The organism is Legionella antarctica (assembly GCF_011764505.1).
GTDB classification, from domain to species: Bacteria; Pseudomonadota; Gammaproteobacteria; order Legionellales; family Legionellaceae; genus Legionella; species Legionella antarctica.
The window spans coordinates 1,072,507-1,086,273 of the sequence record NZ_AP022839.1; the positions used below are offsets into that span (position 1 = coordinate 1,072,507).

A 13,767-nucleotide genomic window follows, 5' to 3' on the forward strand; every position below is an offset into this window, starting at 1 on the left:
TGATGACCAGCGCTTTATGGGTATTCCTGCGAACGTGATCACCGATTATCGCCTAGCGTGATCACCTATTACTGCGCTGTTTTTACAAGCGGTGAGATTATTACAAAGTGATCACGATGAAGCAATTTCTTTTTTTCTCATGGACTCTCCGTTGAGTTCTATTCGATGTGCATTTTCAGAGATGCGATCGAGTATGGCATCGGCGATGGTTGGCTCACCTAAATACTCATGCCATTTAGCCACAGGAAACTGGCTTGTAATAATGGTCGATTTTAGCTGATACCGATCTTCAATAAGATTAAACAAGTCGTGGCGTTGTGCTGCATTGATTGCTGTTAATCCAAAGTCATCAAGAATCAGTACATCATCCTTGTGTAATTGCGTCATTAACTTGGCATAGCTTCCATCGGCATGTGAGATGCTCATTTCTTCTAAAAATCGCGTTAACAATAAATAGCGAACTTTATAACCTAGACGGCAAGCTTGGTTTCCGATAGCGCATGAAAGATATGTTTTCCCGCAGCCGGTAGGTCCGGTTATAAGTAAATTTTGATGGTGACGAACAAAGTCACATTTAGCAAGAGCCATCACTTTTGCCTTTTCCAAACCCCTCTTATTTTTATAACAAACATCTTCAATGGCTGCAGATTGCCTGAGTTTTGCTCGCCGCTGTAAACTCTGCACACGATTATTGTCTCTGCGTAGTATTTCGCGGTCCAACAAGAGACTTAACCTCTCTTCAAAGCTTAAGTCGGCGTGTTTGGGTTGGCTTTGTTGTTCACGAAAGCCCTCCTGCATGCCCGTCATTTTTAGTTGTCTCATTTGTTCTAATACGGATTCATTGTTCATTTTTTTCCTTGTTTTTTAATTAAAAATTGTTGATACAGACTCAGTGGTAATACTGAGAGCCCCTAATGTTGTCATGCGTTAATCCATGTAGGTTCACGTCACGTGATGCATGAATTTTTGCTCCTTGGTCAAGGTTATTTTCTAGAATGGATAACACGCTTTTACGGCTGTATGCCCCCTGGTGTACACCATAGGAGCAGGCTTGCTCTAAACGGATTTCTCCATAGCGTTTCGCTAGTTTCAAAATACCAAGGCAGGAACGGTAAGCCTGTTCGGGGTGAGGTTTTTCATCAAATATTCTTTTTACGACCATGTGTGTGCAAGCACCTATCTCGCTCGCCCACCGTAAATATCTCTCTTTTGATTGCTCGGTGTGTATGCGGTGCCTCTTGGGCATGTGATGAGAAATCGTGGATTGTTTACCTGGTATGCTTGAATACAGATGCATCGCTATGCGCTCTCCTTCAAAATAACATTCAACCGTATGCTGGTTAAACCATAAATCAATGAGCTGGCCGCAGTACCTATGAGGCACGCTGTAATAATGCCCTTGAAGCACAACATGGTAATCAATACCTGCGCGAGACGCTTTGTACTGCCTGTAATAATAGGCATCTGCTGGTAACGGTTTTAATACAGGTTTGTCCATTTCCATGAAGACTGACTCGCGACATCCAGGTAGTTTTTGAAATGGTTTTTGGTTCATTATGGTTAATAGCCGTGCAATCTCTGCATTGAGTTCATTAAGACCCACAAAGGTTTGATGTCGTAATCGGGCTAATATCCAACGTTGAGCAACTTGAACACCTGATTCAACAGATGCTTTGTCTTGAGGACGATAAGGCCTTGCTGGAAGTACAGCTGTGCCATAATGCTCAATGAAGTGTGCGTATGTTGGATTCGTATCAGGCTCATATCGACATGATTTACTGATGGCTGAACGGAGATTATCTGGCACAACAAGTGCTGGAACACCGCCAAAAAACTCAAACATCCGGCGTTGAGAACCCAAAAAGTCAGGAAGTTGCTGAGACCATGTGGCTTCAGCAAACGTATACTTAGAGGCACCCAAAACACCTACGAAAATTTCAGCAGCCCTGATGTCATTTGTTTCAGGATCAATAATACTGAACGTAACACCGCTGTAATCAATAAAAACCTTATCTCCCGCCTTATGTGTCTGACGCAACGAGCGTTTTAGGCTTTGCTTATAAGCACGATAGTGGTAACAATAACGAGAATAGCTTAAAGCGCCTTCTTGTTCTGATTGATGTTCATCCCAAAGCAACTGTAATGTGACGCCTTTTCGGCTTAATTCTTGGTGAGTTTTTGCGAAATCTATTAAGTCTAGCGCCTTGTTTAGGCTGGCATGAGCGGCTTTCGGCTTTAAAATTTCAAGTAAAGCTGGCTCGTCCATCCCCTCAGGAAGAGGCCATGAAAGATTTTTATCCAGGGCTCGATTGATGTATTTGATAACCACACCAACCGATACACTAAGACTGTTTGCTATTTGGCGCCTGCTTAATTTTAACTCAAAATGAAGACGCAGTATCTGAATCAATTTACGCATAGATGTTCCTTTTGCTGACATTTTTACTCTCCGATTAAACTAACTAGTATAACCGGTGCTAATGCTTGCAAAAGCCACGCCCCATATGGAGTGGTGGCATCGTGATCACCTATTCCTGTTTTTTGGGAAAAGTGATCACGATCAGGCGATAATCGGTGATCACGATCAAGCGATAATCACTGATCACGGTAGGGCGATAATGACTGATCACGATGGGCAGGAATACCCACTTTAACCCCAGGACCAAATTCACTGCCCTTATATTCGCCAGGAATCGGCGCAATAAAGGTTTTTTTCAAAGATGGTGAGTAATACGTTTCCAGCTTGAATTCAACATTATCCGTGATGATTTTTAGATCCTGGATGATTCGAATCTCAAAACCCTTGAACTTGGCGTCATCTGGCAGCGTTGCTTTGTCCAGAGCAATCGTAACACGTCTATCAATACGTACGTTTTTTTTGTCTTTGCCTGTGTTTTTATTGTTCCCTTTACCACGTTTATTGCGATCTCCTTCAGATGAATGATTGGAATTGCCTGTATTATCGCCATTGCTACCTTTGGATTGACCGCGAATATTAGGTTTGCCCTGTTCACCCTTAAGGCGGTTTATCTCATCACGTAATACTTGGTTTTCCTCTCTGAGCAAAGCATTTTCTTCGGCAAGCATTTCGACCAAATTAACCAATACCTTAATGATAGTCACGGCCTTTTTGTCGGCAAGACTATCGATATCTTTTGTTAACTCATCTAAAACTTGTTTGATTTCTTGGCGTTTCATCATCTACCACTGCGTTACTAATGCTGATACGGCAATCATAACATGACTTTTTTTGAACGCATTTTTCGAGTTTTAACGCCACTAAGGGCTAAGAAAAAATCTGACCTCAGGAGGGAGATGTTTTATTAGTGAAAGGGGCTACATTGTGATCTTGGGGATCTTAGGGCATGCATATTGCATGACTTACGTTTGATATGGAAAAACATCAGTTTTACAGAAAAACCGTGTCAATAGGTATTTTGAATATTTTTAAAGAATTCCGCTTGCTGACGCGCGCGGCTCGGATTAATCCGGACTCAGTGGCAGACACTTACCCGGCGATTCTGACAGGATACAATGTTTTGTTTAAAATGCTTCCATTTGAAACTGATCATTTAACTGCAGCCTGAAAAAATGGTTAGACTACAAAATCAGAAATTTTATGCGACAGAACCCAAATTACCATCCTAATCTTTGTAAGCATGAAACCATTGTTGGTATCTTTTTAAAAAGATAGCTTAGGTTTGTAAAGCTCATATCTTCAAATCCTTTTGTTGTCTATCGACGATATTTAACTAAAAAATCGTTTGATTATTCGAATATGTGCTTTTAATTTATTGCTGTCATTAGTAGCACGAGCCAGAATGAATAATCCAAAAATATTGGCAATCAAAAACTGACAGGCATCTTCAATATCTAAATCTTGGGGTATATCGCCTTCGGATTGGGCAATCGTTAAGGCCTCGCGAAGTAAATGGGTCAGTCTCAGAATAAAAGCGTTAATTTTTTCAACGATTTCTGGGGAATGTAAAGGCGCATCAGCAGCAGCATTAATATAAAAACATCCATTTTTTAACTGGCCGCCCTCGCTTAAGACAACAAACTGATCAAAAAAAGCATAAAGGGCTTTTATTCCACTCGGTTTTTGCAGCAGGGGAGACGTGAGTTGGCTGGTAACTTCTCTTTCATAATGCTCCAGCATTGCTTTAAAAAATGCGTCCTTACTGCCAAATTGATTATAAATAGTGGCTCGATTAAGAGCGCTGGCTTTAACCAGTTCATCGATAGACGTTTTAAAGTAGCCTTGCTCCCAGAATAAAAGCATGCAGCGATTGACTGCTTCTTGGTTTTGCACATCCTTTTTATGCATCCTAGCCATCCTGTTTAGAATAATCATTCTAAAATAGAATAATCGTTCTAAAAATGGATTGCAATTTTATTTGAAGATTTGTTTATGGGTGATTACTTCCACCGCAACTAATGTGGTTGATCTCAGTAATTATAAATGGAAACAATACTGCCGAGGTTTGGTTAATCTACCTATCGCTGCATATACTAGTAATTCGAGATGCACAGGTTTTGCCAGGTATAATTCACGAGCGTCAAATTACAGAAGCCAAATAATTATCAAAAATACTTATCAATTAGTAATCCCCCCATTTTTAACTGAAGCAAAAAGTAGAAACTAAGAGCTTAACCCTTAATCGGGAGGCAGTTTAATTATAGTTAAAATATTATGCGGATGATTGAAATGCCGCCAAAAATGGGGAGAAGCCATAAATAGAAGGAGAAAACCAATAGTCCGTTGGTTTTTAAAATAATAATCTTTAAAAACTATAATATAGTGGTTTGATTTTTAAATTATCGATTGAAACGCATAATCAATAGCACCCGCAAGTGTATTAAATTGCCCTATTATTTTTTTTATATAGGCTTTTAAGTTAGCCCAGAATTTTTCGATTGGGTTTAGATCTGGCGAATAAGGCGGAAGAAACAACAGAGTACATTGGGCATCTGCTATTATTTTTTTGGTTTGCTCTGATTTATGGAATGCAGCATTATCCATAATAATCACATTGATCTTGCCCCGGAAAATCGGACACTTTGCTAAGCGACAATTTTAGCTTCAAAGAACTCCGGCGTTTTGTAACCGATCGTCGAATGAAGTCGTTTTCGATTGTAGTATATTTCAATATATTCGAACACATGATTTTTAGTAAGGGCTCTTGTTGTTAGTTTTTCTCCATGAATAGCCTCAACCTTGAAACTATGATTCCAGCTTTCCATTGCAGCATTGTCAAAACAATCGCCACGCTTACTCATGCTGCATGTTAGTCCATGAAAGGCAAGAAGCTTTTGATACTCATGGGAACAGTATTGGCTACCACGATCCGAGTGAAGAATAAGCCCTGGTGGTGGTTTACGACGCCATAAAGTCATTTGTAATGCATCGATAACCAATTTGGCACTCATACGCTCTGATATAGACCAGCCAACGACCATGCGCGAATACAGGTCCATCACAACAGCAAGGTAGAGCGAGCCCTCATCAGTCCACACATACGTAATGTCGCTCACCCATTTTTCATTTGGTTTTTGAGCTGAAAAATCTTGTTCCAATCGATTCGGCGAAACAGGCAATTGATGATTACTATTTGTTGTTGCTTTATATTTTTTCGCAGCCCGAGCACGCCAACCGTGTTGTTTCATAATGCTAGCAACACGGTGGCGACCAGCTGGCTCTCCCTCAGCGTTTAATCGCTTAGTAATTCGAGGAGCTCCTGGGCGTGATTTCTAGTCATCAAAAATAGCCTTGATTTTACAGGCTAACTTTATATTTTCCTTTTGGCGTAAAGAGGGTTCTCGATTTAGCCAGCTGTAGTAACCACTGACAGACACTCTTAATAAACGGCACATGAGCATCACTGGAAATTTATTCGATTGGTCCTTAATCATGACGTACCTCACTTTGATTCCTTGGCAAAGTACGCCGCCGCTTTTTTTAAAAAGGCATTTTCCTCTGCTAATCGAGCAACCTCTCGTTTTAATCGGGATACTTCTGCTTGTTGTAACTTTTGATTCTCAATGGAGTCACCGCCTTGTTTCTGTTGAGTTCTCCAGTAATACAACATGGATTCTTTTAAGCCAAGATCTTTCGCTACTTGTGGTATGCCATCTTTAACCGCTCGTTCAAGAGCTTGATCTTTAAATTGAGGGCTATATTTTTTACGTACTATTTTTTTATCTGACTCACTATTGCTCATTGTTCACCTCTGCTTTAGGAGTTTACTCCCTTAGCTAGGTGTCCGACAAATCAGGGCAAGATCAATATGTACTGTTTCAAGTTTAAATACGTTGACCAATAATAGACAGACAAAATCTAGCTAATTATAATGCAGCAAAAATTCGAACTCTAAACCAAAGAAGGGAGTGTGTTTCGCGGGTGGTTTCTAGATCGCTGGTAGAGTACATAGAATATCTACAAAGAACAGAAATTTTTAAAAGGTATATAGAAAATGATTGAACACAATTATTTATGGGATGAAACATCTACCAGATATCAACTTGTTTCCAATAATTCAGGAAAAAACTATAACTGGTTGTTTTTACCCGGCGGTCCCGGTGCTGATTCAAAATATCTTGAGGGTTTGGCGATAGAACTCTCTTTACCAGGCAATGCATGGTTAATTGATTTACCCAACAATGGGAGCAATCATGTCTGTGATGACTACGATTTTGATAATTGGTTTGAGTTATTGTTGTCTTTGGTGAGCCGTTTTCAAAACCCTATCCTGGTTGGTCAGTCTTTTGGAGGCATGTTTCCACTGATGTTCCCTCAACTTGAGCAGATGCTTGCTGGGTTTGTTATTTTAAATTCATCACCAATGTTATGGCATGATACGGCAAACAGAGTTGCCAAAGATAAGGGCAAGCCTTCCATTGAAATACCTCTTCAGAATTTCGTTGCGAATCCTTCTGATGAAACGTTTAAAACGGCATTAATGGCCTGCGCAATTTATTATTTTACCGATAAAACATTAGAGCAAGGTAAGCAAGTATTACAAGACCTTCCTTTCAACTACCATGCGGCAAACTGGTGGCAGGTTAAAGCCGTAGAGCTTAATTTTAATGCCACATGGATTCCAGAATCTGTAAAAACTTTGATTATAGGTGGTTCGGAAGATTGTATGACACCACCAGAGCTTTTTGAAAATGATGGTCGTTTTAAAAGAGACAACATAACCATAAAAACGATACAAAATGCAGGGCACATGCCTTGGATTGATGATATGAGTTCAGTAAAAGAGCTATTCGAAAGGTTTCAGTCCAATTTGATCGGCGATAAAGACTACTAGCATTGCTATTAAGAGCCGTGTCCCAAAGCCCCACTCAATTGATACTGAAAATTATCATCTTGGGGTATCATGAGTATAGATTAAGGATGAGAGCTATAAAGCAATGAATAAATACATCGTAACTACCCTATTATTGTTGTTACTATTAGTAACAGCTTATTTTGCCTTTTATTTTTACAGCATGAGAAACGTAAAAGAACCTAAATACTCTGTATCAGAAAAGAGTGGATCTATAGAAATTAGGGTATATCAACCAATGATAATTGCGGAGGTTTCGTTATCAGGTAATGCGGACGAGACCATTACCCGAGGCTTCAGGTTGCTAGCAGATTACATTTTTGGCAACAACATTACCATGACAAGCCCTATAACTCAGCAAAAATCTACCAAAATAGCTATGACAGCACCGGTCATGCAACAGCAAAGTGATAAACAACAATGGAAGATTAGATTTGTTATGCCAGAAGAATATACTATTGAAAGTTTGCCTAAGCCAAATAATAATCAGGTTAAAATAAGGCAAGTCCCCCCCAAAAAAATGGTAGTTATCCAATTTTCTGGAACTCGCTCCAACGAATTGATCGATAAAAATCTTCTGGTTCTGGACGAATTTATTAAAGCCAACCAGCTTCAAGTTATTGGTGAGCCGCTTTTTGCTTTTTACAACCCTCCTTGGACTTTGCCCATTATGAAACGCAATGAAATCATGTATGAGTTGGTTGAATAAACATAAGTATTTTGTTTGTTTCCTTACAGTAATTGGTATATCAATTTGGTTGAAAGAAATGTATCCCAAAGCCCCATAATATACGAAAAATAAAATATATTTTTCAATTGTTATAAATGATGTGCAATAGTCATTACCTAATGTGTAAAATAATTTTTTTAACTAATAAGAATATTAGATGATTTATACAGACGTATTAGATTTTTGGTTTGACACATTATCTCCTGCCGACTGGTGGAAAAAGGATAGCAATTTAGATGACTTAATCAAAAGTAAGTTCCTTGAATTACATCGTCAGGCTTCAAATGGTGAATTATTTGAGTGGCGTGATACCCCATTAGGATCATTAGCAGAGGTAATTGTATTAGACCAATTTTCACGTAATATTTTTAGAGATACGTCTCGAAGCTTTTCCTTTGATGGTATGGCAATTGTATTAGCGCAATTTGCTATTAAGAATAATTTTGATAAAGAACTTGAGCCTACTCAACGAAGCTTTCTCTATATGCCATTTATGCACAGTGAATCGGCAATCATTCATGAGCAAGCAAAGCAACTTTTTAGCCAGCCTCAAATGGAAGCTAATTATGAATTTGAGCTGAAGCATGCTGCTATTATTGAGACATTTGGACGATATCCCCATAGGAATTCAATTTTGGGTAGGGAGTCTACGCCAGAGGAATTAGAGTTCTTAAAGCAGTCAAATTCTTCTTTCTGAAAGCCCAACTGTGGTAATAACATACTATAGTTAAATGATTTTCAAAAGATGTATTTATTGTGATATTATTCTACTTTTTATAATGAATATTAAATCGATTGACTTACGAGAGCGTGTTATTAGTTTTATTGAATCAGGAGGAAGAATTATTGATGCCTGTAGCTTATTTCAAGTAAGTAGCTCTTCAGTATATCGTTGGAGGCGACTAAAGAATAATGCGGGTAATTTAGCACTTTGCTTGCCAATCAGAACAGCTTATAAGATCAATGAAGATGCATTAACTAATTTTCGACAAAGCCAGAATTCCTGTGCTTTGCGTCCTTAATAATTTTTGCGACAGAACCAGAATCAGGGATTTATTTTATTAATAGGATTATTAGATCGTAACAAATCGATAAGAATTTCTTTTGTCGAAGGGTCTTTATAAGCTTTGCTTTCGACAATTTCCAAGGCACTATGATTATTCTCATCTTGCAAATCAATATCTACACCTTTTTCAATCAGATATTTTACAATATCGACATGCCCATTGCTTACAGCGAGATGCAAAGGCGTAGTTTTTTTATTAGTTTGTGCATTTAGATTTGCCCCTGCTTCTCCAAGGATTACTAAAATCTCTAGGTAACCTAACTTAGCAGCGGCATGCGCCGCTGTATTTCCGAACTTACCTGCGGCACTAAGTGTATCAGAGTTAAATTTTAACAAAGTCCGCAAAGCAGTTGGATAATTATGATAGGATGCATGAAATAATGGTGAGAATTTAAGTCTAGAGACTTGGGTATTTACATCAGATTTATAGGCTACAAGTAATTTTACTACTTCTTCATGTCCATGTTTGGCTGCAAGATAAAGCGGAGTGAATAACTCTCTATTTAAGGTATCTGGATTTACTTTATTATCTAATAACATGTTGACTACTTGCTGATGACCATTTTGGGCTGCTATGTGCAATAGAGAAAATCCGGCTTGAGCTTGATAGTTAATATCGGCTCCATAAGAAATCAACATATTCGCAACAGATAATTCTCCTTCAGATACAGCGAGAAAAAGAACTCTATCCAATATATCTTGAGGCATTTCATCTATTTCTATTTTTTCATCATCAGAGATTTGTACTGGCCTTAGATCTCGATTTTTTAATCTATAAGAGTACATCAACATTGGAAGATACATAGAGTCTTCTACATCTGGATGCAATGCTTTAATGATTTCTTCTTCAAGAATTTCAATATTTTTAAACTTTCTTTCAAAGCTTGAATTCTCTGAGTCATGAAGACAGTATTCATCCCCAGATATCCCAACACAGATAATATGCCCGCTGTTTTTTATAAATAACACTTCCTCTGAATGCAATAATTCAGAAAGTTTTTTTATTCTCTGTTCTTTTGATAATGGAAAAGCTGTAGCGATTCTTTCTATATCGGGCAGGCTTTCTGATTTAATAAATGAAATTAACTCCGAAGTATCATTTTGGCGAATGTTTGACAGGTACTGGAGAGAGTTTTGGGTAATTTCATAGAGATTAAAAAATTCATTAGCTATTTCTTTTATGTCAGAATGACCATCCCATAAACAGATAAGCTTGGTCAGATTTATAATAAATTTTTCCTTTTTTAAAAGTTTAAAATAACCATAAAGATTCGATGAGGCATTACAATATCCTTGAGTTTCAATGTTAACATCAAGATTTAAATGACTTTTAATTTTTTCTAGCTGGCTGATAAGGACTTCGCAAGATGTATTTATTTCAGGAAGCTCTATTTGTTCAAGTTCAGATATAAATGTGCCATGCATTGTGTGTTACTCAAGAAAAAAGTATGGATTATATTGTATCATATTTTGCTCATTTGATCAAAATTAAGGCTCTGTCGAAAATTTATTGTTTAATTAAGGATAGCCATATTCTGGACGTAGTTAGTCTGCCAACTTGAAAACTGTTTCCAGGTTAGAGTATCTCCTGCACTCTTCTGATATGGGTCCGCATGTCTGGAACAAAATTAAGGAAAAATAAGAGCTATTCATCCATCATTTATAGTTAAAAATTCACTCAAATTAACCTATTTAAACCTACTCAATACCGTATGAATAGTGATTGCTACTACGAATTGTCTTAGGTCATTTTACCACAACTCTATCAGAATGACTTATCCACAAGTCCACAGGTCAGGAGAGCTTCACTTTCTCGTATAGGCCTGTGGGCCTTGTGGGTAAGTCATGACGCTCTCATTTAGGGTTTATGGTCTTTTCCGGCCATAATACACCTCTGCGGGCGTTAAATAATTAAAGGACTGGTGAAGCCTTCGGTTATTATAATACTCAAAATACTCCGTTAAGGCCAGCTCAACCTCTTCAATTGTATCAAAATCATACCGGTAGATTTTTTCTTGCTTAACACTACGCCACAATCGCTCGATAAATATATTATCTAAATAACGTCCTCGCCCATCCATGCTGATAGAAATGTGGTGAGATTTTAGCGTATTTATCCAATCTTTTGAGGTAAATTGAGAACCCTGATCCGTGTTAAAGATCTCACAACGCGAATGCAGCAAAGCGTTTCTAAGCGCCTCAATACAAAATTCAGCCTCCATAGTAGGTGAAATAGCCCATCCAATCACATAACGACTATACCAGTCCATAATAGCTACTAAATACACATGCTTTCCTTTCATGCGGATGTAGGTGATATCTGCGGCCCAAACCTGATTTGGTTTGGTGATATCCACCTCTTTTAATAAATAAGGGAACACCTCATGCTCCTTATTGGGAACGCTTGTATTTGGCTTTGGGTAAACAGTCGATAACCCCATCATTTCCATCAACTTTTTTACTCGACGTTTACCAACAGGATAGCCTACTTCTTTTGACAGCCATCTTGCCCGCTTAATTTTACCTTCACATGGATACTGCAGATAGTGCTCATCAAGTAGCGCCATAAGCGCTTCATCTTCGACAGAAATGGGCTTGGCACTATAATAATAACTTGAAACAGGCAAGTCTAATAGCAAGCATTGTTCACGAATGGTGAGCTCGGCAAGAGGATCAATCATGACGCGCTTTTCATCCAGACTAAAGTTCATGCTTTTTTTTTAGCCAAGATAGCTGCGCTTGAAGTCGACCAATTTCTTGATATAATGCCTCAACAAGCTGCTCTTGGGACTTGGCTTCTTTTTCATTAGCCCCAGAGAATAAATCGTTAATGGCTTTGATGGCCGATTGCTTCCAAGTTTTTACCTGCGTTGCGTGAACACCGTATTCACTGGTAATTTGCGCTTGTGTGAGTTTCCCCTCAATCGCAGCTAGCGTTATTTTTGCCTTCTTGGCCGCCGTATAATAAGCTCGCTTTTTAGACATTTTATTCTCCTCTTTGTATTAAGAAGAATAGCTCTTAAAAAACCTTTTTTTGTGTCCAGAAAACCGCGCCTATATTACTTCATCTGTCTTTTTTTAATCATTCGATGCAACTCTATTCCTGAAATTGTTGCTTCTACAGCTTCAAATGAGTTAAAACCAAGTGTATATTTTGTGACTCGTTTAATGTCGCGATGATCTTGCTCCACCATTTTATTCAGATATTTTATACGTCTTACTTCAATATATTTCGGTAGCTCAGTGGATAGGCAAGTTTCCATCTCACAGCCATCAATATGAGATCTTTGGGAAAGTGACGCCCTTTAAAAATGATCATTATTCAATCCCGTAGTTTTTTCTGGGGCGACAGTATAATTCGGATTTTCTATTTTCGACAGAGCCAATATAATCACTCGTTTCTTATAACCATTTACGGTATTTAAAATATTTATAAGGTGCCCATGAAGAAAACAACATGAGACCTATAGCTAAAATATAACCGTATTTCCATGAAAGTTCAGGCATAAACGAAAAATTCATACCATAGATACTTGCTATCAAAGTGGGGGGTAAAAAAATTACGGCGGCAACAGAAAATATTTTAATAATGCCATTTTGCTCAATTTGCACCATTCCTAATGTAGCTTCTAGTAGAAAGCTAATCTTGTTAGACAGGAACGTGGCATGATCATTGAGTGAAGTAATATCTTTGCTTAACATCAGGAGCCGTATGTGCTCGTCATTTTTTACAATTGCTGATTGATCAAAATAAGGAATTAATCGAGTAAACGACATCAAGCTTTCCACAATTTTGGCATTGAGCTCTCCATTGACACCAAGTTGTTGGAGCAGTTGCTGATAACTGGTGTTATGAGAGCTCTTTGATTGAAAAATATCTTTTGAATAGCGTTCTAATCGATGGCTAATCCCTTCTAATATATCGGCTAATCTGTCAATAGTTGTATCTAACAAGTCTGTAAGCAATGAGGTGGAACTATCGATGTGTATTTTATCAAGTCTTGATATAAATAATCTAAACGACTGAGGTTCAATATAACGAATAGTAATTAGTTGTTTCGGTGTAATGACAAAGGTAACTGCATCTTGTTTCGGATTAACAGAGTCTGATTGTGCAATCATTATAGCAGTCATAAACAGGACATCTTTTTGTTTATAAAGTCTGCTTGATAATTCAATTTCACGCATTTCTTCTCGCGTTGGTATATTTAAACCTACGGATTGTTCAATAATATTTTCTTCTTCCTCTGAGGGATTAATAAGATCGATCCAAAGAGACTCTTTCACTAAATATTGATTCGTTGTATTGATTTCTATTCGTTTCATCCCATCTTTTATATAGCTTGCAATAATCATAAATGCATTCCCGTATAAAAATATAATAATCAGTGTCGCAAAGTTGTCTGTTTAAGACAACTGGCATATAAAAACGATTGCAAAAGACTCGTTAATGCTCAGTAACTGGCAAGTTAAGGGTAGTAATTTGAAGTTACACCTGGATTTATAAATTAACATAATTGATGACCGAGCTACGTTATTTTCATACAATGGCCATCTTTTACCAGGGAGAAAATCTTATGCGGAATCTGCTGGCATTTTTTGAAGTATGATCTACCAAATAATAAATAATGGTGATAAAG

At 37.9% G+C, this 13,767-nt stretch carries 15 protein-coding genes and 1 pseudogene; 5 read left to right on the forward strand and 11 right to left on the reverse strand.

Annotated features, from left to right (window positions below; all coding sequences use genetic code 11):
* Positions 1 to 111: 111 nt before the first annotated feature.
* The 3 genes from istB to HRS36_RS05170 all read right to left on the reverse strand — a co-directional run bounded on the left by istB (position 112) and on the right by HRS36_RS05170 (position 3,201).
* Positions 112 to 849, reverse strand: coding sequence for an IS21-like element helper ATPase IstB (gene istB, locus HRS36_RS05160; RefSeq protein WP_173236264.1), 738 nt, complete (start codon positions 847 to 849; stop codon positions 112 to 114).
* Positions 850 to 889: 40 nt separating this feature from the next.
* Positions 890 to 2,440 (reverse strand): IS21 family transposase, encoded by a 1,551-nt coding sequence (istA, locus tag HRS36_RS05165; protein WP_173236263.1) that lies wholly within the window; start codon positions 2,438 to 2,440, stop codon positions 890 to 892.
* A gap of 155 nt (positions 2,441 to 2,595) precedes the next feature.
* Entirely contained in the window at positions 2,596 to 3,201 is a 606-nt protein-coding gene (locus HRS36_RS05170) for a hypothetical protein (RefSeq protein ID WP_173236487.1), read from the reverse strand.
* Positions 3,202 to 3,392: 191 nt separating this feature from the next.
* On the opposite strand from HRS36_RS05170, the gene HRS36_RS05175 reads away from it, so the two are divergent.
* Positions 3,393 to 3,587, forward strand: a complete 195-nt coding sequence (locus HRS36_RS05175; RefSeq protein ID WP_173236488.1) for a hypothetical protein — start codon at positions 3,393 to 3,395, stop codon at positions 3,585 to 3,587.
* 161 nt (positions 3,588 to 3,748) lie between these two features.
* Here the strand turns inward: HRS36_RS05175 and HRS36_RS05180 are convergent, their stop codons facing one another.
* The 3 genes and pseudogenes from HRS36_RS05180 to HRS36_RS05190 form a co-directional block, all read right to left on the reverse strand.
* On the reverse strand, positions 3,749 to 4,327 hold the full coding sequence (locus HRS36_RS05180; protein ID WP_173236489.1) for a TetR/AcrR family transcriptional regulator: 579 nt from the start codon (positions 4,325 to 4,327) through the stop codon (positions 3,749 to 3,751).
* Between the two features lie 486 nt (positions 4,328 to 4,813).
* Positions 4,814 to 5,023: a transposase gene (locus tag HRS36_RS05185; protein ID WP_173236490.1), complete on the reverse strand. Its 210-nt coding sequence runs from the start codon at positions 5,021 to 5,023 to the stop codon at positions 4,814 to 4,816.
* Positions 5,024 to 5,064: 41 nt separating this feature from the next.
* Positions 5,065 to 6,221: pseudogene (locus HRS36_RS05190) on the reverse strand (IS3 family transposase).
* Between the two features lie 252 nt (positions 6,222 to 6,473).
* On the opposite strand from HRS36_RS05190, the gene HRS36_RS05195 reads away from it, so the two are divergent.
* The 4 genes from HRS36_RS05195 to HRS36_RS19025 all read left to right on the forward strand — a co-directional run bounded on the left by HRS36_RS05195 (position 6,474) and on the right by HRS36_RS19025 (position 9,083).
* The gene (locus tag HRS36_RS05195) at positions 6,474 to 7,313 is read left to right on the forward strand and encodes an alpha/beta fold hydrolase (RefSeq protein WP_173236491.1); all 840 of its coding nucleotides are present in this window, start codon (positions 6,474 to 6,476) and stop codon (positions 7,311 to 7,313) included.
* A gap of 103 nt (positions 7,314 to 7,416) precedes the next feature.
* The gene (locus HRS36_RS05200; RefSeq protein ID WP_197933213.1) at positions 7,417 to 8,040 is read left to right on the forward strand and encodes an SOUL family heme-binding protein; all 624 of its coding nucleotides are present in this window, start codon (positions 7,417 to 7,419) and stop codon (positions 8,038 to 8,040) included.
* Between the two features lie 178 nt (positions 8,041 to 8,218).
* Positions 8,219 to 8,758 carry a DUF924 family protein gene (locus HRS36_RS05205; RefSeq protein ID WP_173236492.1) on the forward strand — a complete coding sequence of 180 codons (540 nt, stop codon included), beginning with the start codon at positions 8,219 to 8,221 and terminating at the stop codon, positions 8,756 to 8,758.
* An 82-nt stretch (positions 8,759 to 8,840) separates the two neighbouring features.
* Positions 8,841 to 9,083, forward strand: a complete 243-nt coding sequence (locus tag HRS36_RS19025; protein ID WP_173236493.1) for an IS630 transposase-related protein — start codon at positions 8,841 to 8,843, stop codon at positions 9,081 to 9,083.
* Positions 9,084 to 9,106: 23 nt separating this feature from the next.
* Here HRS36_RS19025 and HRS36_RS05215 read toward each other — a convergent pair whose 3' ends face one another.
* The 5 genes from HRS36_RS05215 to HRS36_RS05235 all read right to left on the reverse strand — a co-directional run bounded on the left by HRS36_RS05215 (position 9,107) and on the right by HRS36_RS05235 (position 13,483).
* Positions 9,107 to 10,552, reverse strand: a complete 1,446-nt coding sequence (locus tag HRS36_RS05215) for an ankyrin repeat domain-containing protein (RefSeq protein WP_173236494.1) — start codon at positions 10,550 to 10,552, stop codon at positions 9,107 to 9,109.
* Between the two features lie 440 nt (positions 10,553 to 10,992).
* Entirely contained in the window at positions 10,993 to 11,838 is an 846-nt protein-coding gene (locus tag HRS36_RS05220; protein WP_173235473.1) for an IS3 family transposase, read from the reverse strand.
* Positions 11,828 to 12,112, reverse strand: a complete 285-nt coding sequence (locus tag HRS36_RS05225) for a transposase (protein WP_173235475.1) — start codon at positions 12,110 to 12,112, stop codon at positions 11,828 to 11,830. Before HRS36_RS05225 ends, HRS36_RS05220 begins: the two co-directional genes overlap by 11 nt.
* A gap of 74 nt (positions 12,113 to 12,186) precedes the next feature.
* Complete coding sequence (locus HRS36_RS05230) at positions 12,187 to 12,390, reverse strand: DDE-type integrase/transposase/recombinase (RefSeq protein WP_173236495.1); 204 nt, start codon at positions 12,388 to 12,390, stop codon at positions 12,187 to 12,189.
* Positions 12,391 to 12,529: 139 nt separating this feature from the next.
* The gene (locus HRS36_RS05235) at positions 12,530 to 13,483 is read right to left on the reverse strand and encodes a magnesium transporter CorA family protein (RefSeq protein WP_173236496.1); all 954 of its coding nucleotides are present in this window, start codon (positions 13,481 to 13,483) and stop codon (positions 12,530 to 12,532) included.
* Positions 13,484 to 13,767: the final 284 nt, after the last annotated feature.

Bases quoted from the DNA above. Each gene is read 5' to 3' on its own strand.
- HRS36_RS05215 (WP_173236494.1), bottom strand. From the start codon at position 10,552: ATGCATGGCACATTTATATCTGAACTTGAACAAATAGAGCTTCCTGAA.
- HRS36_RS19025 (WP_173236493.1), top strand. From the start codon at position 8,841: ATGAATATTAAATCGATTGACTTACGAGAGCGTGTTATTAGTTTTATT.
- HRS36_RS05175 (WP_173236488.1), top strand. From the start codon at position 3,393: ATGGAAAAACATCAGTTTTACAGAAAAACCGTGTCAATAGGTATTTTG.
- HRS36_RS05170 (WP_173236487.1), bottom strand. From the start codon at position 3,201: ATGATGAAACGCCAAGAAATCAAACAAGTTTTAGATGAGTTAACAAAA.
- HRS36_RS05230 (WP_173236495.1), bottom strand. From the start codon at position 12,390: ATGGAAACTTGCCTATCCACTGAGCTACCGAAATATATTGAAGTAAGA.
- HRS36_RS05205 (WP_173236492.1), top strand. From the start codon at position 8,219: ATGATTTATACAGACGTATTAGATTTTTGGTTTGACACATTATCTCCT.
- istB (WP_173236264.1), bottom strand. From the start codon at position 849: ATGAACAATGAATCCGTATTAGAACAAATGAGACAACTAAAAATGACG.
- HRS36_RS05235 (WP_173236496.1), bottom strand. From the start codon at position 13,483: ATGATTATTGCAAGCTATATAAAAGATGGGATGAAACGAATAGAAATC.
- HRS36_RS05180 (WP_173236489.1), bottom strand. From the start codon at position 4,327: ATGCATAAAAAGGATGTGCAAAACCAAGAAGCAGTCAATCGCTGCATG.
- HRS36_RS05195 (WP_173236491.1), top strand. From the start codon at position 6,474: ATGATTGAACACAATTATTTATGGGATGAAACATCTACCAGATATCAA.
- HRS36_RS05185 (WP_173236490.1), bottom strand. From the start codon at position 5,023: ATGGATAATGCTGCATTCCATAAATCAGAGCAAACCAAAAAAATAATA.
- HRS36_RS05200 (WP_197933213.1), top strand. From the start codon at position 7,417: ATGAATAAATACATCGTAACTACCCTATTATTGTTGTTACTATTAGTA.
- HRS36_RS05225 (WP_173235475.1), bottom strand. From the start codon at position 12,112: ATGTCTAAAAAGCGAGCTTATTATACGGCGGCCAAGAAGGCAAAAATA.
- istA (WP_173236263.1), bottom strand. From the start codon at position 2,440: ATGTCAGCAAAAGGAACATCTATGCGTAAATTGATTCAGATACTGCGT.
- HRS36_RS05220 (WP_173235473.1), bottom strand. From the start codon at position 11,838: ATGAACTTTAGTCTGGATGAAAAGCGCGTCATGATTGATCCTCTTGCC.